Annotated in this window: 29 protein-coding genes and 1 riboswitch; of the genes, 11 read left to right on the forward strand and 18 right to left on the reverse strand. The window is 72.9% G+C overall.

Annotated features, from left to right (window positions below):
* Positions 1-130 precede the first annotated feature (130 nt).
* Entirely contained in the window at positions 131-544 is a 414-nt protein-coding gene (locus ACFV88_RS00845) for a hypothetical protein (protein ID WP_385484425.1), read from the forward strand.
* Positions 541-4,323, forward strand: coding sequence for an AAA domain-containing protein (locus ACFV88_RS00850; RefSeq protein ID WP_385484428.1), 3,783 nt, complete (start codon positions 541-543; stop codon positions 4,321-4,323). Before ACFV88_RS00845 ends, ACFV88_RS00850 begins: the two co-directional genes overlap by 4 nt.
* Before the next feature lie 56 nt (positions 4,324-4,379).
* Here ACFV88_RS00850 and ACFV88_RS00855 read toward each other — a convergent pair whose 3' ends face one another.
* The 4 genes from ACFV88_RS00855 to ACFV88_RS00870 form a co-directional block, all read right to left on the reverse strand.
* The gene (locus ACFV88_RS00855; protein ID WP_385484431.1) at positions 4,380-5,021 is read right to left on the reverse strand and encodes a hypothetical protein; all 642 of its coding nucleotides are present in this window, start codon (positions 5,019-5,021) and stop codon (positions 4,380-4,382) included.
* Positions 5,022-5,029: 8 nt separating this feature from the next.
* Positions 5,030-5,221, reverse strand: coding sequence for a hypothetical protein (locus ACFV88_RS00860; protein ID WP_385484434.1), 192 nt, complete (start codon positions 5,219-5,221; stop codon positions 5,030-5,032).
* Positions 5,222-5,544: 323 nt separating this feature from the next.
* Positions 5,545-6,519 carry a GlxA family transcriptional regulator gene (locus ACFV88_RS00865; RefSeq protein ID WP_385484437.1) on the reverse strand — a complete coding sequence of 325 codons (975 nt, stop codon included), beginning with the start codon at positions 6,517-6,519 and terminating at the stop codon, positions 5,545-5,547.
* Positions 6,520-6,605: 86 nt separating this feature from the next.
* A complete protein-coding gene (locus ACFV88_RS00870) occupies positions 6,606-7,463 on the reverse strand; it encodes a S1 family peptidase (protein ID WP_385484440.1) in 858 nt (285 codons plus the stop codon).
* A 140-nt stretch (positions 7,464-7,603) separates the two neighbouring features.
* On the opposite strand from ACFV88_RS00870, the gene ACFV88_RS00875 reads away from it, so the two are divergent.
* Positions 7,604-8,605: a GlxA family transcriptional regulator gene (locus tag ACFV88_RS00875; protein WP_385484443.1), complete on the forward strand. Its 1,002-nt coding sequence runs from the start codon at positions 7,604-7,606 to the stop codon at positions 8,603-8,605.
* 84 nt (positions 8,606-8,689) lie between these two features.
* On the opposite strand, the gene ACFV88_RS00880 is transcribed toward ACFV88_RS00875, so the two are convergent.
* From ACFV88_RS00880 to ACFV88_RS00905, 6 genes are all read right to left on the reverse strand, one after another.
* A complete protein-coding gene (locus ACFV88_RS00880; RefSeq protein ID WP_385484446.1) occupies positions 8,690-8,815 on the reverse strand; it encodes a hypothetical protein in 126 nt (41 codons plus the stop codon).
* 138 nt (positions 8,816-8,953) lie between these two features.
* Positions 8,954-9,526, reverse strand: coding sequence for a hypothetical protein (locus ACFV88_RS00885; RefSeq protein ID WP_385484449.1), 573 nt, complete (start codon positions 9,524-9,526; stop codon positions 8,954-8,956).
* Positions 9,523-10,500: a hypothetical protein gene (locus ACFV88_RS00890; RefSeq protein WP_385484452.1), complete on the reverse strand. Its 978-nt coding sequence runs from the start codon at positions 10,498-10,500 to the stop codon at positions 9,523-9,525. Before ACFV88_RS00890 ends, ACFV88_RS00885 begins: the two co-directional genes overlap by 4 nt.
* The gene (locus ACFV88_RS00895) at positions 10,500-12,542 is read right to left on the reverse strand and encodes a hypothetical protein (protein ID WP_385484455.1); all 2,043 of its coding nucleotides are present in this window, start codon (positions 12,540-12,542) and stop codon (positions 10,500-10,502) included. Before ACFV88_RS00895 ends, ACFV88_RS00890 begins: the two co-directional genes overlap by 1 nt.
* The gene (locus tag ACFV88_RS00900; protein ID WP_385484458.1) at positions 12,539-13,453 is read right to left on the reverse strand and encodes a hypothetical protein; all 915 of its coding nucleotides are present in this window, start codon (positions 13,451-13,453) and stop codon (positions 12,539-12,541) included. The genes ACFV88_RS00895 and ACFV88_RS00900 overlap by 4 nt, the downstream gene beginning before the upstream one ends.
* A 200-nt stretch (positions 13,454-13,653) precedes the next feature.
* Positions 13,654-14,295, reverse strand: coding sequence for a Crp/Fnr family transcriptional regulator (locus tag ACFV88_RS00905; RefSeq protein WP_385484461.1), 642 nt, complete (start codon positions 14,293-14,295; stop codon positions 13,654-13,656).
* 245 nt (positions 14,296-14,540) lie between these two features.
* Between ACFV88_RS00905 and ACFV88_RS00910 the strand changes: the two genes are divergently transcribed.
* A complete protein-coding gene (locus tag ACFV88_RS00910; RefSeq protein ID WP_385484464.1) occupies positions 14,541-14,762 on the forward strand; it encodes a hypothetical protein in 222 nt (73 codons plus the stop codon).
* A 22-nt stretch (positions 14,763-14,784) separates the two neighbouring features.
* Here the strand turns inward: ACFV88_RS00910 and ACFV88_RS00915 are convergent, their stop codons facing one another.
* Together ACFV88_RS00915 and ACFV88_RS00920 are read right to left on the reverse strand one after the other, a co-directional pair.
* On the reverse strand, positions 14,785-15,570 hold the full coding sequence (locus ACFV88_RS00915) for a CbtA family protein (protein WP_385484467.1): 786 nt from the start codon (positions 15,568-15,570) through the stop codon (positions 14,785-14,787).
* Positions 15,571-15,589: 19 nt separating this feature from the next.
* Positions 15,590-15,811 (reverse strand): CbtB-domain containing protein, encoded by a 222-nt coding sequence (locus ACFV88_RS00920; RefSeq protein ID WP_385484470.1) that lies wholly within the window; start codon positions 15,809-15,811, stop codon positions 15,590-15,592.
* Between the two features lie 63 nt (positions 15,812-15,874).
* A riboswitch (cobalamin riboswitch) is annotated at positions 15,875-15,952 on the reverse strand.
* Positions 15,953-16,134: 182 nt separating this feature from the next.
* Here ACFV88_RS00920 and ACFV88_RS00925 point away from each other — a divergent pair.
* Positions 16,135-16,719 (forward strand): histidine phosphatase family protein, encoded by a 585-nt coding sequence (locus tag ACFV88_RS00925; protein WP_385484473.1) that lies wholly within the window; start codon positions 16,135-16,137, stop codon positions 16,717-16,719.
* 25 nt (positions 16,720-16,744) lie between these two features.
* Here the strand turns inward: ACFV88_RS00925 and lysA are convergent, their stop codons facing one another.
* Both lysA and ACFV88_RS00935 read right to left on the reverse strand, forming a co-directional pair.
* Positions 16,745-18,094 carry a diaminopimelate decarboxylase gene (gene lysA, locus ACFV88_RS00930; RefSeq protein ID WP_385484476.1) on the reverse strand — a complete coding sequence of 450 codons (1,350 nt, stop codon included), beginning with the start codon at positions 18,092-18,094 and terminating at the stop codon, positions 16,745-16,747.
* Positions 18,091-18,534 carry an SAV_915 family protein gene (locus ACFV88_RS00935; protein ID WP_385484478.1) on the reverse strand — a complete coding sequence of 148 codons (444 nt, stop codon included), beginning with the start codon at positions 18,532-18,534 and terminating at the stop codon, positions 18,091-18,093. Before ACFV88_RS00935 ends, lysA begins: the two co-directional genes overlap by 4 nt.
* A 329-nt stretch (positions 18,535-18,863) precedes the next feature.
* Between ACFV88_RS00935 and ACFV88_RS00940 the strand changes: the two genes are divergently transcribed.
* Together ACFV88_RS00940 and ACFV88_RS00945 are read left to right on the forward strand one after the other, a co-directional pair.
* Positions 18,864-20,093 carry a 4-hydroxybenzoate 3-monooxygenase gene (locus ACFV88_RS00940; RefSeq protein WP_385484481.1) on the forward strand — a complete coding sequence of 410 codons (1,230 nt, stop codon included), beginning with the start codon at positions 18,864-18,866 and terminating at the stop codon, positions 20,091-20,093.
* A gap of 49 nt (positions 20,094-20,142) precedes the next feature.
* Entirely contained in the window at positions 20,143-20,817 is a 675-nt protein-coding gene (locus ACFV88_RS00945) for a hypothetical protein (RefSeq protein WP_385484484.1), read from the forward strand.
* Between the two features lie 60 nt (positions 20,818-20,877).
* Here ACFV88_RS00945 and ACFV88_RS00950 read toward each other — a convergent pair whose 3' ends face one another.
* Together ACFV88_RS00950 and ACFV88_RS00955 are read right to left on the reverse strand one after the other, a co-directional pair.
* Positions 20,878-21,954, reverse strand: coding sequence for a winged helix DNA-binding domain-containing protein (locus tag ACFV88_RS00950; protein ID WP_385484487.1), 1,077 nt, complete (start codon positions 21,952-21,954; stop codon positions 20,878-20,880).
* Positions 21,955-21,980: 26 nt separating this feature from the next.
* Positions 21,981-22,715 (reverse strand): alpha/beta fold hydrolase, encoded by a 735-nt coding sequence (locus ACFV88_RS00955; protein ID WP_385484490.1) that lies wholly within the window; start codon positions 22,713-22,715, stop codon positions 21,981-21,983.
* Between the two features lie 92 nt (positions 22,716-22,807).
* Between ACFV88_RS00955 and ACFV88_RS00960 the strand changes: the two genes are divergently transcribed.
* Positions 22,808-23,785, forward strand: coding sequence for a helix-turn-helix transcriptional regulator (locus ACFV88_RS00960; RefSeq protein WP_385484493.1), 978 nt, complete (start codon positions 22,808-22,810; stop codon positions 23,783-23,785).
* 217 nt (positions 23,786-24,002) lie between these two features.
* On the opposite strand, the gene ACFV88_RS00965 is transcribed toward ACFV88_RS00960, so the two are convergent.
* Positions 24,003-24,506 carry a hypothetical protein gene (locus tag ACFV88_RS00965; RefSeq protein WP_385484496.1) on the reverse strand — a complete coding sequence of 168 codons (504 nt, stop codon included), beginning with the start codon at positions 24,504-24,506 and terminating at the stop codon, positions 24,003-24,005.
* A 137-nt stretch (positions 24,507-24,643) separates the two neighbouring features.
* Here ACFV88_RS00965 and ACFV88_RS00970 point away from each other — a divergent pair, with 137 nt between their 5' ends.
* From ACFV88_RS00970 to ACFV88_RS00980, 3 genes are read left to right on the forward strand one after another with little or no spacing between them, the layout of a single operon-like run.
* A complete protein-coding gene (locus tag ACFV88_RS00970) occupies positions 24,644-25,597 on the forward strand; it encodes a Scr1 family TA system antitoxin-like transcriptional regulator (RefSeq protein ID WP_385484499.1) in 954 nt (317 codons plus the stop codon).
* Complete coding sequence (locus ACFV88_RS00975) at positions 25,554-25,691, forward strand: DUF397 domain-containing protein (protein ID WP_385485164.1); 138 nt, start codon at positions 25,554-25,556, stop codon at positions 25,689-25,691. Before ACFV88_RS00970 ends, ACFV88_RS00975 begins: the two co-directional genes overlap by 44 nt.
* Entirely contained in the window at positions 25,672-25,899 is a 228-nt protein-coding gene (locus ACFV88_RS00980; protein ID WP_385484502.1) for a DUF397 domain-containing protein, read from the forward strand. Before ACFV88_RS00975 ends, ACFV88_RS00980 begins: the two co-directional genes overlap by 20 nt.
* Before the next feature lie 50 nt (positions 25,900-25,949).
* Here ACFV88_RS00980 and ACFV88_RS00985 read toward each other — a convergent pair whose 3' ends face one another.
* Entirely contained in the window at positions 25,950-26,744 is a 795-nt protein-coding gene (locus ACFV88_RS00985; protein ID WP_385484506.1) for a phosphotransferase family protein, read from the reverse strand.
* Positions 26,745-26,839: the final 95 nt, after the last annotated feature.

The following is a 26,839-nucleotide window of genomic DNA, read 5'->3' on the forward strand; positions in this document are numbered from 1 at the left end:
GCACTGTTCCCGCGAGTCTGTGGCCGGATGCCGCCCCTCCCGCGGACCCCGGGCTGTCACCGGGGAACAGCCTCGTGCCAGAGTCGCTGATCGGACGGGACAAGCCAGAGCAGCACTTGAGGAGCAGCACATGCGCAACGGGGGACCACCGTGGACACTCACCGTGCCTACCGGCGGCGACACACTCCGACAGGAGCGCCTCACCCGGGATCTCCACGACACCCTGGGCAGGGCGGACGACCTCGTCGTCGGCTTCCATGACGTCGACGGGCCCACCGCAGCGGGCCGCAAGGGCACCGGTGTCGGCGAGGTGGCTCTCTGGGCCGCCACCGCCGCCGCCGCCCGTCCGGCGTCCCAGATCCTGATCACCCTGATCAAGGAGTGGTGCGCCAAGGAGCGGCACCGCAAGGTCGTGGTCACCGTCGGGGACGACTCCATCGAGATCACCGGACGGCCGGACGCCGCACAGGAACGCATGGTCCGCGAGTTCCAGGACCGGGTTGCCGACGGCGACGGTCCCGAACCGGATGACGGCGCGACGTGACCCGGTTCCACAAGCGCCGGGCCCTCCTGATCGGCAACGAGCACTACGACGACGGCCGCTTCTCGCCGCTGGCCTCCGTACGGGCGGATGTATGGGGACTCACCCAAGTCCTGAAGCATCGCAACATCGGCAACTTCGTCTCCGTCCAGACCGAAGCCGATCTCACCGCAGACGACATGCGGGCGGCCATCGGGGAGTTCCTTCAGGAGCGCGACGAGGACGAACTCGCGCTCGTGTACGTCTCCGGGCACGGTGTGCGCACCGTACGCGACGGCGGCGAGTTCCACTTCGTTGCCAAGGACACCGACTACGACCGGGTGGCCTCGACCGGTGTCAGCGCGGGGTTCCTCAACGACGCGCTGGAAGAGTGCGTGGCTCCGCAGAAGATCGTGATGATCGACTGCTGCCGCAGCGGCGGGTTCGCCGTGGGCCTGCGCACATCGGACCGACGGCCCGAGAACTCCGTGTCCAAGTCCGGCGAGCGGCCCCCGCTGACCAGCAGGGGCGTGTACGTGCTGTCGTCCTCGCGGGCCGGGGAGGATTCGTATGCGGACGCGGGTGGCGGCGATGACGTGAAGCCGTCGGCGTTCACCGGCGAGGTCGTCGAGGCGCTGCGCACGGGGAAGGTCAGCAAAGACGGTGGCCAAGCGGTGACGGTCAGCGACCTGTTCCACTACGTGAACCGGCGCATGCGTGCCCAGGACGGCGGACGTCAGGTGCCGGTGCACTCCGCGCTCGGCGTCGACGACCGCATCATCATCGCGGACAGCCCTTTCGGCCAGGCCCCCATCCTCGATCCGCTGCGCTCTCGGCCTCGAGCTGCCGCCGGAGAAGCTGCCGCCGGGGAGGCGGCACCACCGCGCGCCGCGAAATCCGCTCACGCGCAGCCCGACTGGGCCAACCTGCTGGACTACTACCGTGAGTGCGTCCTGGCCGAGAGCGCCGAGACGCCGCTGATGGAGGTGAGCCATCAGGACTCTTCGTACGTGTGCTTGGGAGGTGCGGAGAGGTTCATCTCCGGCGACGTCGATGACGACGGCTGCGTCGCGCTCCCCGCGGAAGCGGCCCGGCTGGTGGACTCAGCGGCAGAGGACGACGCCGAACTCTGGGCGGGCTACCCGGCCGTGGTCCTCGCCGGGCCTCGCACCGGACGCCCCTGGCGCCAACCGAAGTTCGCGCCCCTGCTGGTACGCCGGGTCGAGATCGTCCAGGACGAGGGCGAGGTGCGGCTGAAACCGTACGGCCCGGTCCAGCCGCATCCCCGGCTGGCGCACGACTGGCTGGGCGAGGAGGAGGCCAACCAGCTCATCGACACGTTTGGGCCGTCCTGGCATCGGGGGCAGCACGACCGTATGGCGGTGGAGGTGCGCAACCTCCTCACGCAGGAGTTCGAGCTGCCGTGCGTGCAGGAACTCCGACCCGACCAGCTCGCGGACCGCATCGACGTCCGCACCCCCGGTCACGGGGCCCGCAACACCGCGGTCCTGTTCGCGGCACGCCCGCAGACAGGCTTCACGAAGGGCCTTCTCAACGACTTCGCGGACATCGGCAAGAAGACGAACCAGATCGGGAAGACCGCCCTCGGGGTCCTCTCGCCCGACACCTCTCAGCGTGCCCGATCCCTCGCCCACACCGACCCCGAACCGGTACGCCTCGTGACGCCGCTGCCCTGCAACGAGGCACAGACGGCGGTCCTGCGGTCCGCCATGACCCGCCGCCTCACCGTGGCCACGGGCCCGCCCGGCACCGGCAAGAGCCAGTTGGTCGCCAATCTCGTGGCCACGGCGATCGCAGCGGGTCAGACCGTACTGGTCGCGTCCACCAACAACGATGCCGTGGACGAGGTCTGGCGCCGCTGCGACAAGCTGGTGCCCGGCAGCGTCGTGCGCACCGGCTCGGCGCGGAAGAACGGCAAGAGCAACGCGGAGCACGAGGCCGCCGCGCTGCACGCGCTGCGTACCGGTCCGGAGCCGTCCACCACCGTGGCCACGGCATCCATGGCGACCGCCCTGGCCACCGACCGGCTGGCAGAGGAACGGCAGTTCCTGGCCCGCGTCGCGGAGACCGAACTGCGGCTTCGCCGAGCAGGCGAATCCCGCGCCCACCACGCGGAGGAACTCGGGATCACCGTCACTGAACTCCAGGACCAGCTCGGTGGCCCGCCCCGGCCGAAGGAACTGGAGGACAAGGCACGTCGCCTCGCCCACGCGCGTTTCCTAGGGGCATGGCGCCGAACCCGTTTCCTGCGCAAGGCCGGTATGGAGGGGTACACCGGTGATCCCACCGCGGGGTGCCTCGCGCTCGCCGACTTCGCCGCGGCCGAGGCGCAATGGCGTGACGGTCGCGAGGATGCGGCCACCGTTGACGACACAGCGCTCACGCGAACCCTGCGCGATGCGGAGAACACCGTCCAGGACGCTTCGCGCACGCTCCTCGCCACCACGGTCCAAGCGGCCGCCCGGGCCGGACGCCGCCGCATTCTGGACCTGTTGACGGCTCGGGACGGCAAACGCGGCGACTGGCCCCAGTTGGGGAGGGTCCTCGGGCGCTCAGGAACATCGAAGGACGCGCCCGTGGTGGCCGGATGGGCAGTCACCAGCCTCTCCGCCCGGCGTTTCCCTCCGGACCCGGCCCTGTTCGACCTCGTCGTCATCGACGAGGCCAGCCAGTGCGCCATCCCCCACGTCCTGCCGTTGCTGTTCCGCGCGCGGCGTGCCCTGGTCATCGGCGATCCCATGCAGCTCACGCACATCACGCAGACCAACCCGCCCCGCGAGGCCCTCATCCGGCGCGGGAACGGGCTGCGGTCCGACTGGCTGGAGAAGCACCACCTCGCCTACCGGCGCCACTCCGCCTTCCACGCGGCCGAGCAGTCCGCGGGCGGCACCCTGCTTCTCGACGAGCACTTCCGCTGTCATCCGCGCATCGCCGGGATCTCCAACGCGTTCTTCTACGACGGTGGGCTGACCGTTCTCACCGACACGCGTGGCCGTCCCGCTCTGGCGCGCCGCCCCGCCGTCATCTGGACGGATGTGGCCGGGCGGGCCGCCCGCCCTCCGTTCGGCAGCTCCTGGGTCAACGATGACGAGATCCACAAAGTGCTCGCCAGCGTCACGTACCTGCTGGACCAGTTGCCGCCCGAGGCCACCGTCGGCGTCGTCACTCCCTTCACCGCGCAGGCCGAAGCGCTGCGCAAGCGGCTGCGACCGTACGACGAGGAGCGCCTGCGCATCGGTACGGTGCACACCTTCCAGGGGGGCGAACGCGATGTCATGGTGTTCTCCCTCGTCGCCGGCGAAGGCATGCGCACGGGCGCCGTCGACTGGGTCGGTGGACAGCTGAACCTGTGGAACGTCGCCATCACCCGGGCCCGCGGCCACCTCATCGTGGTGGGGAACAAGGAACTCTGGCGACAACGAGGAGGCGTGGGCGCCGCGCTGCTGGAGGCCGCGGAGCGCAACGGCGCACCCCCGGGTGGCGGAGACGAGGACGTGCTGCTCAAACGCCTCTACCAGACCCTCTCCCGCACGAAGGAAGCCACCGTCACGCTGGGCGAGACGGTCAACGGGCATCCGGCGGACGCTCTGGTGGCGGGCGTCGGCGCCACCGCGCCCAGAGCGGTACTGCTCGACAGGGGAACCGAAGAGGGCTCCGACGCGGCCCGCCACCTACGGCTCATGCTGCATCGACGGAACTTGATGGGCGGTGACGACGGAGAGATCGAGGCCGTGCGGTGGCCGGCGTGGAGGCTGTACGAGGCCGACGAACAGCGGGGGTGAACTCCGGCCTGCGCCGGGGCCCTTGGCGCGCGGCCCGTCAGTTCGGGCGGGGATCGTCAGTTCGGGCGGGGATCGTCCCCGTGCTGACGGGTCGCCGTGTCGGGCTCCCCCGGCCCGGGGAGCGCCGGGAGGCCCGTGGTGCGCAGGGCCGTCGGGTCGAAGCCGGGGAGGGTGGCGCGGGTGAGGAGGGCGGCGGCCAGCTGTTCGGCGTAGGCCGCGCCGGTGCGGGCCACCTCGATCTGCGTGTCGGCCCGCAGCGCCTCCACCCGCTCGACGTGGGCGTGCCGTTCGCGTCGCTCGCCGGCCTGCCGCTGGTACGCGACGAGGGTGCGTCGGTCCTCGCGCCAGTAGCGGGCGGCCAGCCCATAGGCGGCGGCGGTGACCAGGGCCCACAGCAGCAGGGGCAGGGACAGTCCGTCGGCGTACGCGCAGACACCGGTGAGGGCGAGTGCGCCGGAGGCGGCGAACGCGGTTCCGGCGAGGGCGGGGTCTCCGTAGCGGCCGAGGCTCGTGCAGACCCCGGCCGCCGCCGCGGCCAGCGACAGCAGGGCCATCAGTGCCGCGTTGCCGACGGAGTGTTCGGCGCCGTTGGCGTTCCAGATCCGGGCGAGGACGAGCACCGCGGTGGTGACCACCGCGGGGGCCGCCTTCGGCACGATGACGGCGAGCCGGTGGCGGGCGACGGTCCGGTCGTCCATGCCGGCGCCTACTGGAGTTCGCCGAGGGCGCCGACGACGGCGACGGTGAACTCGTTGACCGGCCCCGCGGCGCTGGTGGAGGCGAGGAGGAAGCCGAAGAGGACCGCGACGAACGCGGCGCCGAAGCCCAGGGACTTGGAGCGGAGCAGGATGAACAGGATGATCCCGAGCAGGAGCACCAGGGACACGGTCACGACCACGGCGGGTTCCTTCCAGTGGGGTGGGGCCGGCCCGGATGCGTTGGCCGGTGGTCCGGCGGCGGCGACGGCCGAGCGGGACGGCCGCACACCACCAGCCGTAACCTAGCGTGATCGTTGACGGTTGAGTGGGAGCGAGCGGGGTGGCCCGCTTCGATGCCTCCCTCTGGGGTCGCGGCCACCCCGATGGTGAACTGGTGTCCGTTGGACGCCTGATCAGAGCATGCTCCGAGGGCATGTCACGCGGTTCGTGTCGGTGGAGGACGGCGGCTGCGGCGGACCCGTCGCGGAGCGAGCCGGGCATCGGGAACCGTCACGTTGTGCAGTCACTCGGGTGGTGGGCCCGGCCTGCCCGGGCGGACACGACGGGCCGCCCGGTACGCCCTCGGGGTGGTGCCCGTCAGCCGCCGGAAGTGGCGGCGGAGGCTTTCGGCGGAGCCGAACCCCGTGCGGGCGGCGATCTCGTCGACCGTTCCGTCCCCGGTGACCAGGAGCTGTCGGGCCCGCTCCAACCGGACGCGCAGCAGGTACTGGCGCGGGGTGAGTCCGGTGCGAGCCCGAAAGCGGCGGTTGAGGCTGCGCACGCTGGTCCTCGCGTGGGCGGCGATCTCGGCGAGGGTCGGCGGGTCGTGCAGGTTCGCTTCCAGCCACCGCACGGTCGGCTCCAGGCCGGCGGTCCCGGCCAGCTCGCGTTCGATCTCCTCCCGGGTGGCCCCGGCGTTCTCGTACAGGGGCGCGATCAGCTGCCGGGCGGTCCGTCCGGCGACCGCCCGGCCGTGGTCGAGGCCGATCAGGTGGAGGAGCAGGTCGATTCCTCCGAAGACGCCGGCGGAGGAGTGGAATTGACCGTCCGTCACCGGGAGGCCGGCGGGGTCGACCTCCACGCGTGGACGACGTGCCGCCAGTTCGGCCGTGCGGCACCACTCGGTGGTGGCGCGGCGTCCGTCGAGCAGTCCGGTCGCCGCGAGTGTGAACGTACCGGTGCCGACGGCGGCGATCCGGCTGCCCCGGGCCGCCGCCGCACGCACCGCGTCGCGCACTGCTGGCGGGGGCTCGGCGAGGTGGTCGTCACGGCCGGCGAGCACCACCGTGTCGGCGCCTTCCAACCCGTCCAGTCCCCAGGGTGCGGTGACCTCCAGGGGGAGGGGGCCTGCCGTGGTGAGGGCGGGTCCAACGGAGCAGATGCGCAGTTCGGTGCGGGCGGGTCGGTGGATGCCGGCGGCGGCCTCGAAGACCAGGCCCGGGGTGGTGAGCTGGTGTCCGGGGACTCCGTCGAGTACGAGGAGGGCGACCACGGGCATGGGATGACGGTATCCCCGCGATGTTCGGTCTCCCTGCGATGTTCGGTCTCCGATGTCTGGTGCTCGGTCCTCGATGTTCGGCCGGGTCAGCGGTGTTGCCGGATCGTCTCGGCGATCCAGCTCTTGTGCGCCGCCACCGAGGTCCAGACGCCGGGTCCGTCGGCGCAGTCCGTGCCGGCCGCGGGGTTGCCGTCGCCGGAGGTGGCCCCGACCAGCTGCCAGCGTCCGCCGATCCGCTGGATCTGGGGCCCACCGGAGTCGCCCCGGCACCCCATGGCATCGGGAACCGTGGAGCCGGTGCACAGTTCGGTGCCCGCCTTGAAGGGGGAGCAGGCGGAGTCGGCGATCCTACGGGTGTCGAGCTGCTGGAGCCGCTCGGAGAACGACCAGTCGGGGCCCTCGGCCGTGTTGCCGAAGCCGAGTATCCGCGTCTGCGCGCCCACCTTCGGGGCCCGGTCGGCGATGGGTGCCGGCTGCTGGCGGACCGGACGGTCCAGCTGGAGCAGCGCGAGGTCGTGGTGGCCTCGTGGGGCGTCACCCATGGCGTAGTCCGGGTGGTGGACCGTCCGGACGATGGTGCGCACCGTCCCGCCCGAGCTCCGGTGCTCGCTGCCGATCCGGACCGTGCCCGCCGGCCGGGTCTGGGGGATCTCCGGATGGCCGGCGCAGTGGGCCGCGGTGAGCACCCACCGGGGGGCGATCAGCGTGCCGCCGCACACCCCGGAGGGCGGGCCCTCGGACGCGTTGACGACTTGGAGGACCGAGACCATGAATGAGTACCGCCGGGTGGAGTCCTCACCGTTGACGATCGCCCCGGCGCTTGCGGCCGGAGCGGTGACGGCCAGACCGGTGAGGGCGAGGACGGTGGCCGTACGGACGGCGAACCCGCGGGTCGGTGTTCGGCGGGCGGGGCGGATCTGCGGCTGCGGGGTCGGGCGGGTCATGGCGAACGTACCTTTCACGGCGGTCTGGTGGGGTGCCCGCCCGGGCGTCGCTGCGCCTCCGGAGCGGGCACCTTCATCCTCCGGGCCGCCGGCGCACCGGAAACAGCGCCCGCGGTGCCACCCTCGGTTAAATTCTGGCCATGGCAGTGGTCGCCCTTCTCGTGCTCGACGGCATCCCCGGAGGCCAGCTGACCACCCCCGGTCTGCTGCTCGGAGCCGTCCCCCGCGCCGGTCGCGGGAGGGCCCCCCACGAGCTGCGGGTCTGCCTCGGTCCCGGCTTCCGCGCCACGGCCGGGCCGGGCCCGTTCGGGCTCACCACGCGGTGGGGACTCAACGGGCTCGACGGGGCCCGGACCGTGGTCGTGGCCGGATACCGCAGCTTCCGGGACGCACCCCCGGCCGCCGTGCCCGATGCCCTGCGCGCCGCCGCCGATCGGGGTTGCCGGCTCGGCGCGGTGGGCACGGGGACGTTCGCGCTCGCGGCCACCGGGCTGCTCGACGGGCGACGGGCCACCACCGACTGGCGACACACCGGGGAGCTGGCCGCACGGTTCCCCCGGGTCGAGGTCGCCCCCGCGGAAGAGGTCGTGGTCGACGGGCCGTTCCTCACCTCGGCGGGGGTGCTCGGCGGCAAGGACCTGTGGCTGCGGCTCATCGAGGAGGGCCACGGCGGTTCGGTCGTGCGGGAGGCGGACCGACGGCTCTTCCTTCCGCTACCCGAGCCGCCGCCCCAGCCGGTCGGGGAAGGTGCGCTCGGGCCGACGATCCGGTGGATGGAAGCGGACCTGCACCGTCCGCTGACCCTCGCGGAGATCGCCGCGCACGCGGGAATCAGCGTCCGCACCCTCAACCGCCGGTTCCGCGCCGAGACCGGGCTGAGCCCGCTCCAGCACCTGCTCCGCGTCCGGGTCGAGCGGGCACAGCAGTTGCTGGAACGCGGGGACCTCCCGGTGGAGCACGTCGCCGCGCGGACCGGGCTCGGGACACCCGCGAACCTGCGCCACCACTTCCAGCGGCTCAACGGCACCACGCCGGGTGCGTACCGGGCGGCCTTCCGGTCGATGGTCGCGATGTTCACCCAGGACACCCAGAGCACCCAGAGCACAGGGGACAGTGGGGACAGCGGGGACGGTCCGCCCTGACCGGATTCGCCGTACCCGCCGCGGGGAGGGGGCGCCGCACCCTAGAAGCCGCCGGCCTGGCGCGGCACCCCTCTCCGTCATTGACTACAGCTCGGCGGGGGCTTTCTTGTACCAGCCCGCGATGACGCTGACCGGGTGGACGATGTTCTGCGTCCGCATGATCGGTGCGGACGCATTCGGTTCGAAGTCCACGTTCGCGTCTTGGGCCATCGTGGGTTCGCCCGGGTGCCGCTCCTTCTCGGGATCGTCTTCGGTGAGGGCCGCGAGACCGCCCCCGTCGCACCAGACGTACGGTCGGCCCCGCCCGCCACGCCGATGGTCCTGGGCGACGGATCTACTCGGCGCCGGTCAGCCGGCGGTCAGGGCGGGGACGGCGGCGGCGACCGCGGGGAACAGGGCGAGGACGGCGCCGCGCACGCAACGGTTCTTGGCCCGGGCGACCCGACTGGTCCCGGTCAGCGCCCGCAGCAGATGGGGGCGCGGGTCGGCGCCGCCCCTACCGAGGCCCGCGCACAGCGCCGCGCCCGCGTGCGCCGAGAGGACGTCCTCGTAGTAGGCGAGTACGGGTGCGGCCCCCACGGCTCCCCCGGCCCCAACAGCCCCCACAACCCCAGTGACCCCAGTGACCCCAGTGACCCCGGCGGCCCCCGCGGTCAGCACGGTGGTGCGCGGAATGAGGGCCATCAGCAGGAGCAGCAGCGCCCCGGTCGTCATGGCCGTCGCGCACCACCACAGGGACAGGGCCGGCGTCGCGCCGGGCGGTCGGCGGGCGAGCAGCAGGCCGAGCAGGGTCGCGCTGGTGGCGAGGAGGACGGCGGCCTTGCCGTCGGCGCGGCCGATCTCCTGGTGGTTCTGTGCGACGAGTTCACGGGACAGGGTCGTGCCGTCGTCCCGGTACGGCCCCGTCCCGTACGCGTTCACGCCGAACGCCGGTGCGCGCCGGTCCCGTTCCCCACGGACCCGTTCCCACCGGACCCGTTCGCCGCAGCACCGTTCACCCCGGCGACGCCGTCCCGTTCCATGCGCCGCAGGACCTCGTCCCCCTGGGGCAGACCGACCTCCCGGAGCAGGTCCACGACCTTCACGCCCACCAGGCCGCGGTGCTCCCCGTTCAGCCCGCGCAGCGTCGCGGCGAGCGAGTGCTCCCAGCCGTCCCGGTCGGTGAGCAGATCGCGGTGGGCCACCGTCCAGTCGAGCACGTCCCGGGCCTGGTCGGGGTGTTGGAACAGCCAGAAGGCGACCAGGTCCGCGGGACCGCCGGCCACCACCTCGCGGTAGAAGCGGTACGCCTCCCGCTGCGCCTCGCCGAAGACGGGCGGCACCACGGGGCCCGCGTCCACCACGCCCGTCAGCGGCCTGGGGACCTGGTCCAGCAGCCAGTAGACGATGCCGACGCCCTCGATCAGCTTCGGCTGTCCGGGCGGGGCGAGCGCGGGGGCACCGTGGCGCGGGGGCGGCTGCCGCAGGGGGTCGGGCATCCCGGACGGCGCCGTGACGTCCCGGGCGATCACCTGTCGGGCCGTCTCCTCGGTCAGGTGGCCCCGGACGGCGGTGACGGGATCGCTGATCCGCCAGGCGACCTCGTAGTGCTGCGGCGGTCGGAGCGGGCCGCCCGCGGGGACCTCGACGGTGCAGTGGCGATCCGCGAGCGACACCCGGTTGACCTCGCGGAACCGGCCGCTCCACACCCTGCCCAGGGGCGGACGGGGGTACGGGGTCCGGGCCCACTGGTGTGCCGGGCCGCGCGGGGGTTCCACCCGGTCGTCACCGTCGTCCGCCAGGAACACCAGGGCGGAGTGCGACTGCGGGACGAGGCGCAGCCGCGAGCCCAGCAGCTGCCGGAACGGCGACGAGTGCAGCGGGGCGATCAGGGGGTCGATGAGGGGGGTGATCATCAAACGGTCCTCTCCTGGGTGAGGGTGCGTCGTCGGTGCCGACGCAGCAGGAACGGGGGCGGTCCGTGGTGCGCGGAGAACGTCCCGACCAGTGCGGACAGGAAGGCGGGGAAGGCGGCCCGCAGCTGTGGGCGGGAGTCCTCCTCGGCGTCGAGCACCGCCTCCGTCACCGACTCGCGGACGTCCGGGACGTCGAGGGCCTCGGCCACCAGGGCGAGGGCCTGCTGCGGGTGCTCGCCGATCACGTCGGCCAGGCTCACCTTCCGCGGGCCGGACCTGCCGGGGAGCGGGAACGTCGACACGGCCATCGCTTCGACGGCTTCGGCCGCGAAGGCGTGGCGCTGGGTGCCGCCGTCGGCCTTCAACCACCGGCCGAGTTGGTCCAGTACGGGGACGCGGTTCGGCTCCTCGGTGAGCAGCACGCTGAGGGCGAACGAGACCGCCGGGTGCACGCTGCGCACCGTCTGTTCGTCCCGGGGACCGTCGAGGACCGCGTCCAGCAGCCGCAGCGCCCCCGCGGGGCGGGCCAGTCCGTAGGTGCCGGCGCAGGTCTCGGCGACGGTGCACCGGACGTTCACCTGACGGGAGCGGCTCCAGCGGCGCAGTTGCTCGCGGACGGCGCCCTGGGAGTCGACGTGCTGGGCGGCCTCCCCGAGGGCGAAGGCCACCAGGCGGCGCTGCCAGCGCAGCGAGGACACGGCGAAGGGCGCGAGTTGGTCCAGCGCGTCGGGCCCGGTGGCGTGGGCCAGTACGGTGCCGATCGCCCGCCCCGCCGCGAGGTCGGTGCCCGGCTGGTGGGGCAGGTCGCCGAGCGTGCGCCACAACAGTTCGGGCATGCGTTCGTGGTCGAGCCACAGTTGGCGCAGCAGTGCCTCGGGGCGGTGCCGGCCGGCGAAGTCGACCCGTTGGACGGGGTAGCGGTGCCGGTGGGCCGAGCCGCGCTCGCGGGGGAGGAGTCGCGCGCCCACCGCGGCCAGCCGGTCCGCGAGGGAGGGGCCGAGCACATCGGGTCGGTCCGGCCGCTCCCCTGCCGGTTCGGTTCCGGTGGGCTCCCCGAGGAGGGGGCGCAGCCGGGCGGCGAAGCGGGTGATGACCGTGCGGTCCTGACGGGGCAGCAGGGCGACCGCGGCCAGCAGCGCGACGGCGTCGGCACTGTGCCGCGCCTTGTCCAGGGCGAGACGGGCGGCGGTGTCGCTGCCGAGGCGCAGCCCTTCCAGCGCGGCGGCGGCCGGTCGGTCGGCGCGTACGGCCGCGGCCAGTTCCTCGGCCAGTTCCGCGCCGTCGCCGGGCAGCCGGTGGGCCGCCAGGTACGCGGTGACCTCGTCGGACGCGAGGTGGGTCAGGGCGGTGGACAGTCCCGGTCCGGTGAGCGCCCCGGTGCCGGCCAGGGCGTGCAGGTGCCTGGTGGCCACCTCGTCGGGCGGCGGCGGGCCGTGCACCACCTGCCACGGCCGGGTGTCCGCCGCGAGCCCCACCTCTTCGCCCACCGTGACGACCAGATGGGCCCCGGCCCGGTGCAGCAGGTCGGCCAGGGCGGTCAGCCTGACCTCGTTGAGGGCGGCGGCGGCCTCCGGGGAGAGTCCCTGGAGCAGATAGCCGCGCCCGCCCTTCGGCTTCCAACTCACCAGGTCGGCCTGGGGGTCGAGGCCGGTGATGCCCGCGACCCCGTGCCGTTCGGCGAGCAGGGCGAAGCCCGCCGTGCCCGCTCCGGTGCCGCTCTGCGCCCGTAGCAGCAGGACGCGGCCGTCCAGCACCTTGCGGCACCGGACGTGCGAGGTGGGCTCGACGAATGCGCACAACCTCGACGTCACGTCGTCGGCCGGGTACGGGCCCTCCCGCAGCTCGGGCTTGAACACCTGTTCGCTGACGGGCCCGCCCACGATCAGGTCCCCGAGGACGTTCCCCATCACCGCGGCGCCGCCGTGCACCTGCTGCCGGTTGTCGCGGTAGACGTCCCCGGCGGCCTCGGCGCCCGGGCCGGGGTCCTGCTCCGCCCGCAGTCCGTCGCCATCGCCGACGGCGGGGTCCGGTGCCGGGTTCACGTCCGGTTCCCGTCCACGTGCTTGTCGCCGGAGACGTTGTCGCCGCCGCCCCAGTGCTGGTTGGTGCCGTGATACTCCGTGGAGGTGGTGGAGGTGGTGGACCGGCCGGTGTACGTGAAGTCGCCGCCGATGTCGCCCATCACGGCCGCGCCCTCGGTGACCTGCTGGCTGTTGCCCTCGTACCGCCGCTGGGGCTGCTGCGGCTGCTGCGGCTCCGCGGGGGGCGCCGTGGGTTCCTCGCGGGCCGGGAGGACGCCGGCCCGCAGCAGGCCGCTCGACGGGGAGGGCACGTAGAGCCAGGCGCGCTGGGCGAAGTTCTTGCCCTCGACGGTGGCCGGCACCTCCAGGCAGCGGTCCGGGTGCAGGGCGGTGTACCCGCCGAGCACCACCTCCTCGTGGACCCGGTCGGAGATGATCGCGGCGAGGTGGGTGACGTGTTCGCTGCTGTCGGCGAGGATCGCCTTGACCGGGCGGGAGTCGAGCAGCCGGTGGACGTCGTTGCGGGGCTTGGCGTTGCCGTCGCCGCGCCTGCCCTCGTCGGGCAGCGGACCGACGTGGACGCTGGCCCGCAGCCGGATGCGCGGCCCGACCTCCTGTTGGTTGTAGGCGCCGAGCACCCCGTCCAGGACGCCCAGGAACGGCGCGAGCACGAACGGCAGGTGGACGGGGTCGAAGCCGAACACGATCCCGTCCCCGGTGCTGGCCGGGAACCGCTTGGCGTCCCGCAGGGCGTGCAGGCCGGCGCGTTCGAGGGCGTCGTCGACGAGTTCGGGGATCAGTTCGCTGACCGCGGCGTGCTGGACGGCGGGCAGCCCGGTGAAGTCCTTCGCATCGACGGCGAGCAGGGCCCGGTACGGCGGCAGGGGGCGGCTCTCGGCGTTCGGGACGGGCGGGGTGGTGGTGACGGGCATGCGGAGGACTCCTCGGGAGCTCGGGCCTGGTGTCGGTGCCGCCGGAAGCGGCCGTACCGAGACTGGCCCCGGCCGCCCGGCCCGAGTGCCCAGCGCAGGGCGGAACCCGGGTGGCCCGCCTCACACGTGCGGCCCACGCCCCACACCCGTGGCCCGCGCCTCACACCCGTGGTCCTCGGCGCACACCCGTGGCCCGAGGGTCACTCCGCCGCGGCCCACCGCCGCAGCGCGACGAGGTCCTTGACCACGATCACCCGGCGGGCCGTCTCCACCGCGTCCGCCTCCCGCAGTCGCTGGAGCCCGGTGCTGGCGGCGTTCCGGGTCACGCCGATGGCCTGGGCGAGTTCCTCCTGCGCCAGTCCGCTCAGGCGTACGCTGCCCGACCCGTCCGCGTGGCCGCCCAGTTCGGCCAGCCGCAGCAGGGCCCGCGCCAGCCGCACCACCACGGGCAGGGTGAGCAGTTCGGTGCGGTGCGCATCGGATTCGCGCAGCCGGGTGAACGCCTGGCGCATGAGGTCCATCACCAATCCGCGTTCCTCGACGAACCGTTGGAACCGCTGGGCGTCCAACACGACCGCGGTGCACGGGGTGAGGGCGACCACTTCGGCGCTGCGCGAAGTTCCGTGGAACACCGACACCTCGCCGAGCAGGTCGCCTCGGCCCCGGAAGGCGAGCCAGGTCACGGCGCCGCCCTCCTCCCGGCGCAGCACCTGGGCGATGCCGTCGGTGAGGGCCAGCAGATGGGTCCCGGGCGACCCCTGCCGCAGCATGACCTCACGGGCCCGGAACCGGCGGGTCGTTCCCTGGGCGCGCAGCTCGCGCCAGACTTCCTCGGACAGCAACGGCTCCTCCGGCGGGATGCTCGTCCACTTCTACTGGTCCACCGGGTCCACCGGGTCCACCGGGTCCACCGGACCAGTACCGGACCAGTACCGGACCAGGCAGTTGTACGCCCCCGGGCCCCCGCGGGGCTCCCGAACCATCCACCTTGGCCGAGAATGTCCCCCCGCATGCGGATCGTCCGCCGACAGTCAGGACGGGTGCTCGACGCGGAGCGTTGTCAGTGGGCCGCCCTAGGCTCGTCCGCATGGCGCACACCCTCATGGTCTACGACGGCACCACGGACGCGACCTCCGCCGGACCCCGTACCGGTGGCATCCCCTGCCCGCGGTGCGCGCGGCGCATGGACTTCACGGCGCACCTGGAGGAGGGCTACGAGCGCAGGACCGCCGCCGACTTCGGCGGCGGCCTCGGCTACGTACCGACCTGCGCGCCGTGCACGCGGGCCGTGTTCCTCACCCGGGGCTGACGGCGTCCCGGGCGGCGGCTTCCTAGGCGGCGGCCTCCCGCACGGCGGCCCGCCGCTCCGGCGCGAGCACCCGTTCCGCGAGTTCCCCGAAGAGCAGCCCGAAGGCCGTCCACAGGGTGGCCTGCACGGCGAGCGCGGCGATGCGGAACTTCCACACCACCGTCGCCGGGAAGTCCTCGGGCATCTCGTTGACGGACGGCAGGAACGCGAAGGCGAGCCCGACCACCAGCACCAGGAACGCCCCCGCGGCGACGGTCGCGTTCCAGTTGCCGAGCCGCGGCGCGAGCCGCTGCCCGAGGATGACCGCGCCGACGGTGAGCAGCACGCTCAGGACGAGCATCAGCAGGTAGAGCGTGGTGCGCCGGCCCACGCTGTCGTCGGCTCCCACGGCCGGCGGGTTGGCGGGGTACTTGAGGAACGGGACGACGTACACGGCGACGAGTCCGGCGACCGCGAGCAGCAGGGCGGTGGCGCGCGGCGTGAACCGCCCGACCCTGCCCAGCGCGTAGCAGTACGCGAGGGCGGCGAGCCCGCCGAAGGCGACCCCGTAGACGAGGATGCCGGTGGCGAGTCCGCCGGTGGCCTGGAGGTCCCGGCTGACGAGCGGTTCCTCCTCGGCCGCGCCGTGGTCGTGGCCCGCGGCGCCGTGGTCGTGGCCGGCGCCGGCCGTTTGGGCGTCCTCGTACGCGATGGCCGAATCGACCTGCGGTTCGCCGAGGAAGTAGGCGACGAGCAGGGCGAGTACGCCCGCGGCGAGCCCCGCGAGCATGCCGCGCACGAGGAGCCGTCTGACGGTGGTGGAGTTCATGAGCGCGGTCCGGTTCCCCTCAGTGGCACGGGTAGCCGAGGAGGTGGCGGGCGTCGTGCACCCACTCGTGCACGCCCTCCCCCGAGACGAGCGCGACGGCGCCTTGTTCGGCGCCGATGAAGTACAGCAGGATCAGCATGAGGACGCCGCCGAACACGGCCCAGGGCGCGATGTCCTTGAGCGGCAGTGTGGCGGGCGGTGCGGTGGGTGCGGCGGTCGGTTGGGCGACGGACTGCGCCATGGGGCAGGACCTCCTGGGGAACTCGCGTCCCGGCTCGGTGGTGCACAGGGACGAGGACCGCGGGTCTGACTCACCCGCACCCGCCCGAAGGCGCGTACGGGCACACAGTGGCGCGACCGTGCCGGATTCCCACCGGTTTCCGCCGTGCCCTCGTCGTTGACGTGATGGAGTGGTGCGCGCACGCCAGGTTGGCGTGTACGCGACGCGAAGGTACCGCGTACCGGGTGGCGGGGAAAGAGGGCCTTGACATGCGGTCGGCCCTGTTCACCGGACCGTCATGGGCGACGGGCCCCTCCGGGTTGCGGCACGAGGGAGTTGGCTGAATGACGACGACACGGGTGACCCTGGTGGCGCCGGCGCTCGGACGGGACCTGAGGGAGGCCAGGTTCGCCGGGGACGGCCCGTTGGACCCCGCGGCCCGGGCCGGGGCGACCGCGGCGGGCGCCGAACTCATCGACGTCCCGCGCTGGTTCTGCTCTCCCACCGGCCGCTGCCGTGACACCGCCCGCGCCCTGCGGGCAGCCGCTGACCCCCGGCCGGTCGCGGAGCCGCCCGCCTTGGCCGGCCTGGACGTGGGCCGCTGGCGGGGCCGGACGCTCGGGGAAGTGAGCGCCGACGACCCCGCCGGTCTGACCGCCTGGCTCGGCGACCCGGCGGCGACCCCGCACGGCGGCGAGTCCCTGCCCGCCCTGCGCGCCCGCGTCGGCACCTGGCTGGACGGCCTCACCGACGAGGCCGGCCGGGTCCTGGTGGTCGCCGAACCGGACGTGGTCCGCGCCGCCCTCGCCCACGCGCTGGACCTGCCGGGTCCCTCGTTCTGGCGGCTCGACGTGGAACCGCTGGCCTCGGTGGACCTCAGCGGACGGTCCGGCCGCTGGAACGTCCGCCCCGGCCGCCCCCTCGGCTGAGGTCCGGGAGGTCACACCGACCCCGTCAGACCCCGACGTCCCGCCCGCACATGTCGTCCAGCGACTCGCGCCGGACCAGCAGCCGGGCCCGACCGTCCCGTACGGCGACCACCGGCGGGCGGCCCACCAGGTTGTACGCCGACGCCATCGACAGGTGGTACGCCCCGGCGACCGGCACCGCGAGCAGGTCACCGGGGTGCACGTCCCCGGGCAGGGCCGCGTCCGCCGCGAGCACGTCCCCCGCCTCGCAGTGCCGTCCGACGACCGTCACGACCGCCGGTTCGGCCTGCGAGGCGCGGCCCACCAACCGGGGCGCGTACCGGACCCCGTACAGCGCGGGCCGCGGGTTGTCGCTCATCCCGCCGTCCACCGCGACGAACAACCGGGTGCCCGTGCGCTTTACGGCGAGCACCCGGTACAGCGCGACCCCGGCCGGCCCGGCGACCGCGCGCCCCGGCTCCACGATCAGCCGCGGCACCTCGATGCCCGCGGCGGCGCACCCACTGGCCAGCTCGGCGCGCACCTTGTGGGCGAGACGGGTGACGTCGAGCGCCGGCTCACCGGGACGGTAGGCGATGCCGTGACCGCCCCCGAGGTCCAACTCGGGCAACACCAGACCGTGTTGCCGGTGCAGCCGGGCCATCAGCCCGACGATCCGCCGGACCGCCGCCAGATACGGCTTCACCGTGGTGATCTGCGAACCGAGGTGCACGTGCAGCCCGGTCAGGCGCAGTTGCGGCTGGTCGAGTATCCGGGCGATGGTGTGCTGCGCGGAGCCGTCGGTGAGCGACAGCCCGAACTTCTGGTCCTCGCCGCCCGTCCGGATCTTCTCGTGCCCCCCGGCGACGATCCCGGGAACCACCCGCACCATGACCTTCTGCGAACCGCGGGGCCCGATCGCCGCGGCCAGCCGAGCGACCTCCGAGGCGCTGTCGATGACGATGCGCCCCACGCCGAGCCGCAGCGCGGTGTCCAGGTCACGGGGGCTCTTCGCGTTGCCGTGCAACACGATCCGCTCGGCCGGGAACCCGCTGGTGACGGCCAACTCCAGCTCGCCGGCCGAGCAGACGTCAAGACCCAGCCCCTCGTCCCGCACCCAGTGGACCATCGCCCGGCACAGGAACGCCTTCGCCGCGTACACCACATCGGCCTCGGCCGCGGGGAACGCCGCCCGGTACGTGCGGCACCGCTCCCGCACCTCGCCCTCGTCCAGCACGTACGCGGGGGTCCCGTACCGCTGCGCGACCTCCGTCAGCGACACCCCGCCGACCGCGAGGTCACCGTGGGCGAGGTGCCCGGCCGAAGCGGGCCACACGGACAGGTCGTCGGGCCCCGGCATACGGACGGCGTCGGGCGCCGCGTGCACGGTGGTCATCGCACACCCGCCGCGGTGGCCGCGAACAGGACGGGGGCCCCGGTCGTCACGCCCCGCACCGGACCCGCCACCAGCACCGGGTCTACGGTCAGCAGCGCCACGCCCAGCGGGGCGGTCAGCGCGCGCAGCGCGGGGGCGGCGAGCCGGACGGACGGCTGCCCGTCGCCCAGCGCCCGGGCCAGCCGGTCCGCCGACGTGAACCCGACGGCCGTCCGCTCGCCCAGCGGCGTACGGAACAACCGGGCCGCGCAGCCCACCGTGCCGGCCCGCACCGGCACGTACAGCACGGCGCCGCGCTCAGACGCCGACCGCCCGGACACCGACCGCCCGGGTTCGGTATCCGGAGGCTCGGGTTCGTCCGCGCAGGCGCTCGCGCCGCCGGAACCGTCGGCGTCGGGACGGTCGCTGCGCGCGCTGCTCACGCCGCTGGGGTGCGCCATGGGGTCCTCCGTGGAGTGCAGGGTGGGTGTCCGGGTGGGGGCGCCCCCGGGCCCTCGGGAAGGCAGGGGCCCGGGAGGCCGTACGGAGACGCTATGCCCGACCCCGCGGCCCCGGGGACACCTCCTGACGTGACGCTGATGCGCAGGGGGCGGACGTTGATGCAGGCCATACGCGGGTGCCTCGGGCACACCACTCTGGACCCAATCTCGCCAATATTTGTCCGACCTTGAATGGACATTGTCTTCTTATAATCAAAATCAGTACTGATCGCACTCATCACGCCAATGTCCCTTATCCATCAGCTTATCGGCGCTTATGATGTTCTCTTATGAGAGAGGGCGGGGCGGCGGACGCCGCCGGTGACAGAGCCGACGTGATCGTTCTCGGCGCGGGCCCCGCCGGGCTCGTCGTCGGGAACCTCCTCCAGGCAGCGGGCATCGACTGCGTCATCCTGGAACGGGCCACCCGAGCGGCCCTCCGGACCCGGGCCCGCGCGGGCTACCTCGCCCCGAACACCGTGCGCGTCCTCGAACGGCACGGCCTGGCGGATCGACTGCACCGGTACGGCCAGCAGCACTCCTGCTGCGAGTTCCGCACCCCGCACGGCCGGTTCCGCCTGGACTACGGCCGCCTCGGCCCGGGCGAACCGCACACCGTCTACCCCCAGCAGGAACTCGTCACGGACCTGCTGACGCGGTACGTCGACACCGGGGGCCGCATCCACTTCGCCACCGAGGCGACCGCCGTACGGGACGCCGACGGCACCCGGCCCTCGGTCCTCGCCCGCGACGCGGACGGCCGCCCCCGCCGCTGGCACGCCAGGTACGTGGCGGGGTGCGACGGCCAGCACGGCGCGGCCCGCAGCTCCCTCCCGCCCGGCACGGTCCGACGGCACCACCGCGACCACGACGTGTCCTGGCTCGCCCTGCTGGCCCGGGCACCGCAAAGCATCGACGCCGTGGGGTACGCCGTCCACGCCGCAGGGTTCGCCGGACAGATGGCGCGCGGCCCCGAGGTCACCCGCTACTACCTCCAGTGCCCCCGCGGCACCCCCGCCGACGCCTGGCCCGACGACCGCATCTGGGCCGAACTGGACCTGCGGATGCGCGCCGCCGACTACGGCCCCTTACACCGGGGCCCCCTCCTCCAACGCCTCGTCTTCCCCCTGGAATCCGATGCGTTGGAACCCCTGCGCCACGGCACGCTCCTCCTCGCGGGCGACGCCGCCAGCCTGCTCGGCCCCTCCGCCGCCAAGGGCGCCAACCTCGCGGTACTGGAGGCGGAACTCCTCGCCCGCGCCCTGACCGACGACCTCCTGCACGACGACCCCCGCGGCCTGAACGCCTACTCGGACCGCTGTCTGAACCACATCTGGCGGGCCCTGCGGTTCTCCCGGTGGATGGTCCACCTCCTGCACGACCTTCCCGTCCCGCCGGGCCCGGGCACCTCCGGCCGACCGCCGGACCGCGACGCCCTCCCCCGACGCCCCTGCCTGGAAACGCTGCGCACCTCGCGCGCGGAGCAGGACTGGTTCGCCGAGAACTACACCGACGTCTGACCACGGCCCGGGCACCGGGCCGTTCGCCGAGCCCCGAGGAGGCCCCACGATGCCGTCGACGACACCGACGCCCGCCACCGACACGGACCGGCTGCGCACCGCAGCCCGCTTCGTCCGGAACCAGGACACCACCGCACTGCTGTCGTCGCTGCTCCCCGGCCTCGACGCCGGCAGGACGCGGATGCTGGCGAACCGCTGCCGCTTCTCGCACGCCGCCCTGCTGATCTTCCCGCCCGACCCGCGCACGCTCCACGCCCAACTCGCCGCCTGTGGGCTGCCGGTGGACGAGCGGGTGATCCCGGTGCCCAGTGTCGTCGTACGCGACCGGCTGGCCGCCCGTCATCGGCGCGCAGCGCGCGAACTGGACGTCCGCATCCTGCGCCCGTCGGCCCCCGGGCCGCACGGCACGCACCGTACGGTGGAGGTGTTCGTCCTGCTCGTGCCGCCCGGCTCCGACCTCACCGAGGTCGCCGACCACGAACGCGCCGGGGACCACGAGGCGCACCTCGCCTTCGACATCGACGACCCGGACCCGTCGGTGTTGCGCGGCGTGCACACGACCCTCGTCCAGCACGGTGCGATACCCGAGGGCGGGGGCTACAACCCGCACGAGGACGGCACCGTGTTCTACTTCGTCGCCCCCGGCCACGCGCACGGCGGCTACCGGAGACTGGAACTCTACGCACACGGTGACCACCGCGACCTGCTCACGGCCGCCCCCTGAGCCCCCACCGCAACCGCAGGCAGTTCCCAGCGAATCGGCTCCGGCAACGGGCGGCGTCATCTACGTGGTGGGCCGCAGAAAGTCGACGACGGCCTCCCTTTCCCCGTCGATACCCTGCTCGATCTGCGGCGGGACGGGTGCGAACGCATCCACCTGGACGGAGCGCGAGCCGGGGCCACGGGTCCAGGTGGCGACGGCCAGGCCGTCGGCGATGACGGTGGGCCGGATGAGGCCGCCTCCCGGCCAGACGCGGGCCCGGTGCAGAGCCGGGACGGACAACTCGCGGGTGCGGTAGCCGATCAGGTAGTCGTCGTAGGCGGGCAGCAGGCGAACGTCCGGGGTAGCAGACGGGCCCGGGAGTTCTTCCACCCGCCCGGCGAGCACGGTCCATGCACCGTACTCGGTGATCACGCCGGATTCCGCGAGCGTTCTCCAGGCCCTGCGGGCCCAGGTGAGCGGCAGTCCGGACCAGGTGGCGAAGTCCTCCAGGGTGGCGGGGGCGTGCGCGGCCAGGTAGCGGCGGGCCAACTCGGCGAGCGCGTCGTCACCCTCCCACCGCAAGCGCCCGGTGGCGGGCAGCCAGTCGTCGAGCAGCACGTACGTGGCGTCACCGGCGCGCTGCGGGCCGTGGCAGAGGATGCCGGTGAGTGCCGCGTGGCGGATCAGGTGGAACGGCGCCTGCCCGTCCGGCGGAACACCGAGGGTGGTGAGGTGCTCGGTCAACTCGGCCCGGGTGAGCGGACCGTGCGCGGCGAGAACGCGCCGGAGGAGACGGTCGGCGCGCTGGCGCAGGTCATCCCCCAGGCCCAACTGCTGGTAGCGGCGGCCGGCTGCGGCAAGGATGCGCGGGGACAGCAACCGCAACACCCAGGGGGCGTCGTCGCTGGGGACGGTGTGCAGGGTGCCGCGCAGGAACCAGTTGCGGACGATGCTCCGCTCCTGTTCGTAGGCCGTGCGGACGGCCCGGGCGGTGAGGTCCCGACCGCGTACCCGGATGCCCAGGTCGGCGGCCGTGGCGTCCTGGGCCTGGACGGCGAAGACCCGTCGGACGACCGCCTCGGCAGAAGCCTCGCGCGCTCCGCCGGCCAGGGCCTGCGCACGGGCCCGCAGCCGGCGGACGCTCTCGTGCTCAGGCATCGGGCCGTGCCCCTCGGCGGGCGCGCTCAGGACACGGCCCGGTCGAGGACACGGGCGAGTTCGGCGGGCGCGGACAGCATCGGCCAGTGCCCGGTGGGCAGGTCGAAGCGCCGCCACGGCGGCTGGTCCAGGAAGGCCAGCATCGGCACCCCGGCCTCCAGCAGCCCCGTGAAGTCACGGCAGGCGATCAGAACACGGTCCACATCGGGACCGGGCTCGACCGGGCCGGCGAGGCGCTGGGTGAACGTGCCGAACGGCTGAGGCGTGGCACGCGTGCGCAGCGCGTTCCGCCGGCCCTCATCGAGCCCGTCGAGGCTGCTGGACGCGCCCAGGACCTCGAAGGGCGGCATCGGTAGCCGCCACCCGTCGCCGAAAGCCTCGACCTGCTGGCGCAGTTGGTCCGCTGCCTGCGGCGGCATGAGGTCGAGCATGCACATGCCTGCGGCGAACGGGCCGCTGTCCACGTAGACCACGCGTTCCAGCCGGTCGCCGAGCCGACCGGCCGCCCCGGTCACCGGGGCCGCCGCGTAGCTGTGGGCGACCAACGTGACCTCGCGCAGACCGTTCCGCTCGACGAATCCGGTGATGTCCGCGATGTGCGTGTCCACATCCGTCTCGGGTCCGCCCCGGTCGGCGTGCTCGGCCAGGCCGGTCAGGGTCAGCGGCAGCGCCGTGTGGCCGCGCTCCCGCAGGGCGCGGACGGTGTCTTCCCAGGCCCACGCCCCGAGCCAGGCGCCGGGAACGAGTACGAAGGTGGCCATGTGATCTCCCAGAAGTGAGGTCCTGGGGGGAGCGTAGAGTCGATACAGGACAGAATCCGCCCTGAAATGCGCGCCGAAATGCCGAGGGATCCGTGTCGCACCCCCTGACCCGTGTGCTGACCCTGCTGGAACTCCTCCAGTCCCACGCCCGGCTCACCGGAACGGAGCTGGCCGACCGCCTGGACACCGACGTGCGCACGGTGCGCCGCTACACGTCCCACCTGCGGGACCTGGGCATCCCCGTGGAAGCCGAACGCGGCCGCTACGGCGGCTACCGGCTGGCCCCCGGCTACCGCATGCCGCCCCTGGTCCTCACCAATGACGAGGCCCTCGCCGTCGTCCTCGGCCTGCTCGCCGCGGACCGTCTCGGCATGGGCACCGCCGCGCCGGCCACTGCCGGTGCCCTGGCCAAGATCGAACGGGTGCTCCCGCAGGCCCTGCGCGAACCGCTCGCCGCCATGCGGCAGACCCTGTCGTTCACCGCCGACGCCGTCATCGGGCAGGCACCCGGAACCGGCGTCCTGCTGGCCCTGGCCCAGGCCTCCCGCGCCCGCACGACCGTCGCCATCAGCCACCGGTCCTGGCGCCGGGAACACACCGAACGCGACATCGACCCCTACGGCGTGGTCTTCCACACCGGCCGCTGGTACGTCGTCGGCCACGACCACCTCCGCGACGACCTGCGCACCTTCCGCATCGACCGCATCGCCTCCGCCACCCCCCGGGCCCACGGCTTCGCCGCACCCGACGGCTTCGACCCCGTGGCCCACCTGACCTCGACCCTCGCCCAGGGGCCCTACTGCTGGCGGGTCGAGGTCACGATCCACGGCCCGCTCGACGAGATCGCCCGCCGGCTGTCCTGCTCAGCGGTGACCCTCACCGCCCAGCCCACCGGCGTCCTCCTGCACACACGGGCCGAACGACTGGACGGCATGGCCCACCTGCTCGCCTCCCTGGAATGGCCCTTCACCATCCACCAACCCGACGAACTGCGGCAGGCGCTCGCGGAACTGGCCGACCGGCTCGCCGCAGCCGCCCGACGAAGGCCGGAAGAACCACCGCAGCAGTAGACGCCGGATCTCGGTCGCACCCCGCACAGGGGTCAGCCGGGCGCCCCGTGGAACACCGCGACGACGATCACCGCGAGCAGTCCGCCGACCGAGGACGTCATCAGGACGCCGCCCCAGAAGACCCCGTCCAGGCTCACCGCGCGACGGGCCCGGTACGGACGACGCCCGTGCCGCAACCGCCTTCGCCCACCACCGCGCCGCCGCCGTTCCGTCCCGTTCACCGGCCCGACACCCCCTCCGGCGGCTCCAACTCCGCGTAGTCCGCGAAGGTCCTGCGGTACCGCAGGTGCCTGGTCTCCTGCGTGTGCGCCCGGAGCCAGTCCTCCACGTCCGCCGGGTGACCGCACGCCCCGGACTCCGCCCCGCAGTCCGCCTCCGCCCCCGACACGCACCGCGCCGCGTACTCCGGCTCCGCGGTGGGGTCCTGCGCGATGGTGAACGGCACGTACCGGAACACCCGCCGCAGCCGCCGCGTCCGCGCCTGTGACCGCTGCTCCGAGCGCTCGTTCACCACCCGTAGCCCGGCGCTGATCCGCTCCTGGGCGGTCGCGAGCCGCAACCCCGCGAACTCCGCCTCCCACTCGCGTCCGCCGCCCACCGGACGCAACAGCGCGTACGGCCCTGACTTGGCCTGGTACTGGCCCACTTTCTGTCGAACGGGATCGAACACAACAGCACCGCTAATCAATTCCTGGCCGTCGGCTTCCACTTGCTTAACCATGCCCACTCCGTAAGCGAAACCCGTCCTGACACGACGGATGCTCAATTACTGTTCGTACGTGCAGCGTTGCGCAACGGAAGCGTGTCGCTCAATGCTGCGCATGTTCCAACTGGTCCATGTCACGGAAGGGGCGCCCTGTGAGCCAACGCAACGCCACGGGGGAATCGGGAACCATCACGTCGGCCGGCATGTTCGGAGAGGTCCTACGACATTTCCGCAAGGCCGCGGACTACACCCAGGAGGGCTTGGCGGCGGACATCCCGTGCGATCGCTCGCTCGTCACGCGGGTCGAGTCGGCGACGAGGGTCCCCCAGGACAACTTCGCACGTCGGTGCGATGAGTTGCTCAGCACCGGGGGTGTCCTCATAAAGCTGTGGGGCAAGGTCAACTGGTACCCGGAGGTTGAACACCCGGACTGGTTCCAGCGGCGAGTGGACATGGAGGCCATTGCCCTAGCCCTGCGCTCCTACCAAACCCAAGTGATCCCAGGGTTGCTACAGACGGAGGAGTACGCGCAAGTCCTGTTCTCTCGGGTGGCGAGCCGAGACCGCACAGCAGCCGGGGAACGGACCCGCGCACGAATGAGTCGACAACAACGCTTCCTCTCTCCGGACGGCCCCCTCTATACGGTGGTCCTGGACGAAAGCTGCCTGCGGAATGTCGTAGGGGGCACGGCAACGATGCGCGCTCAGCTGAAGCACCTACTGGATGTTGGGCAGCTACCCAACATCCGCATCCAGGTCGCGCTTGCCGACCAAGCACAGCTGATCAGGCCCAACACGTCCATGTCTCTGATCAGCCTTCCTGGTGGCGCAAATTGGGCTTACTCGGAGTCCATGGACAGCGGTCACTTCAGCAACGACCCAGCGCTATTTGCCCGGCACAGCCAGACCTATGATGTGCTCAGGGCTGATGTCCTGTCGGCCCCGGCATCTGCCGCCTGGATCACCGAGGTATCGGAAGGGTACGGCCTTAATGAACAGGCACGGTCTCACCGCAGCGGCATGGATCAAGAGCAGCCACAGCGGGGACAACGGCGGGGACTGCATCGAGGTAGCCCCCGGTATCCCCGACTGCGTCCCCGTGGGTGACACCAAGACCCCTCACGGCCCCGCACTGATAGCGAGCCACACCGCCTGGGCAACGTTCGTCACGGGAGTCAAGGATGGCAGCTTCCCCGCCTGAACCAACGGCAACGACCTGGCACCGTTCCTCGTACAGCGGGGACAACGGCGGCAACTGCGTCGAGTGGTCGCCGTCGCCCGCTCAGGCCCCCGGCAAAGTAGCCGTACGGGACAGCAAGCGGGCGGGGGACGGCGGGACGGTCATCGTCACGTCCCCCGAAGCCTGGACCCACCTCCTCAGGTGGACGACGACCCACCACACCCACTGAACACGCACCCCGCGGGGCCGCGACCCACCAGGTCACGGCCCCGTACGCGGTCAACGGGACGCCTCAAGCAGCCGCCGGAAGTCGGCGTTGCGGGGCTCCGCGTCCTTCTCCCCCGCACGGTGGGTCCAGTGCCGACAGGTGACGTCCACGAAGGTCTCCACGGCTCTGCGGTCGGCCTGTCGCCACACGTCGAACCCGTTCAGCCACGCGACGGCGTCCTCGGGGGGCTGCCCGTACGCCATGAGCCAGACGGCCAGGTAGACGGCGTCGACCCATACGGGACCGAGCGCGGGCATCGCCCAGTCGACCACGTACGCGTCCCCTGCCCTGTCGATCAGGACGTTGTGCTGGTTGGTGTCCGTGTGGAGCAGGTGCGTGCCGTGCAGCGCGTCCGCCTCGCCGGGCCGCAGGTGTCCGGCGAAGCCGTCCGCGAGCTGCGGCAGGCTGAAGGCCGGAGTCCGTACCTGGTGCATCCGGCGCGCGGTGCGGGCGAGTGCGTCCAGGTCACCGGTTCCGGGTCCGTAGTCGACGTGCCGCCCGTCGACGTGGGCGAACGCGAGGCAGCGCCAGCCCGCCGCTTCGAAGCCGTGGCGGATGCTCGGACTGACGCCGCCCACCAGTGAGTTGACCCGCTCCTCGCAGCGCAGGCCCGCCACCGCCACGGTGTCGGACGTTCGCACGCCCTTCAGGAACAGGGTGTCGTCCTCCCGGGTCCGCACCTTCAGCGCCACGGAGCAGTTGAACCCGCTGGCCACCGTCTCCGCCCCGATCACCGGCCCGGTGCGCGCTTCGACGGCGTCACGTAGCTCGGCCGGGAGTTCGTCCCACTCGACACGTTCAGTCATCGGTCACCCATCCGGGGCCCCTCTCCCACGCGCGGAGTGCGACCGCACCTCGCGCGAACCCAGCGTGGCAGCCGGGCCCACCCGGGAGAAGACGG

It is taken from the genome of Streptomyces sp. NPDC059816, assembly GCF_042732055.1.
Taxonomy (GTDB): domain Bacteria; phylum Actinomycetota; class Actinomycetes; order Streptomycetales; family Streptomycetaceae; genus Streptomyces.

Excerpts from the sequence above, each read along its gene's own strand:
- ACFV88_RS00865 (WP_385484437.1), bottom strand. The coding sequence starts at position 6,519 with ATGCCCGTGGTCGCCCTCCTCGTACTCGACGGAGTCCCCGGACACCAG.
- ACFV88_RS00945 (WP_385484484.1), top strand. The coding sequence starts at position 20,143 with ATGCCGTCGACGACACCGACGCCCGCCACCGACACGGACCGGCTGCGC.
- ACFV88_RS00940 (WP_385484481.1), top strand. The coding sequence starts at position 18,864 with ATGAGAGAGGGCGGGGCGGCGGACGCCGCCGGTGACAGAGCCGACGTG.
- ACFV88_RS00980 (WP_385484502.1), top strand. The coding sequence starts at position 25,672 with ATGGCAGCTTCCCCGCCTGAACCAACGGCAACGACCTGGCACCGTTCC.
- ACFV88_RS00890 (WP_385484452.1), bottom strand. The coding sequence starts at position 10,500 with ATGATCACCCCCCTCATCGACCCCCTGATCGCCCCGCTGCACTCGTCG.
- ACFV88_RS00925 (WP_385484473.1), top strand. The coding sequence starts at position 16,135 with ATGACGACGACACGGGTGACCCTGGTGGCGCCGGCGCTCGGACGGGAC.
- ACFV88_RS00920 (WP_385484470.1), bottom strand. The coding sequence starts at position 15,811 with ATGGCGCAGTCCGTCGCCCAACCGACCGCCGCACCCACCGCACCGCCC.
- ACFV88_RS00955 (WP_385484490.1), bottom strand. The coding sequence starts at position 22,715 with ATGGCCACCTTCGTACTCGTTCCCGGCGCCTGGCTCGGGGCGTGGGCC.
- ACFV88_RS00880 (WP_385484446.1), bottom strand. The coding sequence starts at position 8,815 with ATGGCCCAAGACGCGAACGTGGACTTCGAACCGAATGCGTCCGCACCG.
- ACFV88_RS00875 (WP_385484443.1), top strand. The coding sequence starts at position 7,604 with ATGGCAGTGGTCGCCCTTCTCGTGCTCGACGGCATCCCCGGAGGCCAG.
- ACFV88_RS00910 (WP_385484464.1), top strand. The coding sequence starts at position 14,541 with ATGGCGCACACCCTCATGGTCTACGACGGCACCACGGACGCGACCTCC.
- ACFV88_RS00935 (WP_385484478.1), bottom strand. The coding sequence starts at position 18,534 with ATGGCGCACCCCAGCGGCGTGAGCAGCGCGCGCAGCGACCGTCCCGAC.
- ACFV88_RS00870 (WP_385484440.1), bottom strand. The coding sequence starts at position 7,463 with ATGACCCGCCCGACCCCGCAGCCGCAGATCCGCCCCGCCCGCCGAACA.
- ACFV88_RS00845 (WP_385484425.1), top strand. The coding sequence starts at position 131 with ATGCGCAACGGGGGACCACCGTGGACACTCACCGTGCCTACCGGCGGC.
- lysA (WP_385484476.1), bottom strand. The coding sequence starts at position 18,094 with ATGACCACCGTGCACGCGGCGCCCGACGCCGTCCGTATGCCGGGGCCC.
- ACFV88_RS00965 (WP_385484496.1), bottom strand. The coding sequence starts at position 24,506 with ATGGTTAAGCAAGTGGAAGCCGACGGCCAGGAATTGATTAGCGGTGCT.
- ACFV88_RS00985 (WP_385484506.1), bottom strand. The coding sequence starts at position 26,744 with ATGACTGAACGTGTCGAGTGGGACGAACTCCCGGCCGAGCTACGTGAC.
- ACFV88_RS00900 (WP_385484458.1), bottom strand. The coding sequence starts at position 13,453 with ATGCCCGTCACCACCACCCCGCCCGTCCCGAACGCCGAGAGCCGCCCC.
- ACFV88_RS00915 (WP_385484467.1), bottom strand. The coding sequence starts at position 15,570 with ATGAACTCCACCACCGTCAGACGGCTCCTCGTGCGCGGCATGCTCGCG.
- ACFV88_RS00855 (WP_385484431.1), bottom strand. The coding sequence starts at position 5,021 with ATGGACGACCGGACCGTCGCCCGCCACCGGCTCGCCGTCATCGTGCCG.
- ACFV88_RS00950 (WP_385484487.1), bottom strand. The coding sequence starts at position 21,954 with ATGCCTGAGCACGAGAGCGTCCGCCGGCTGCGGGCCCGTGCGCAGGCC.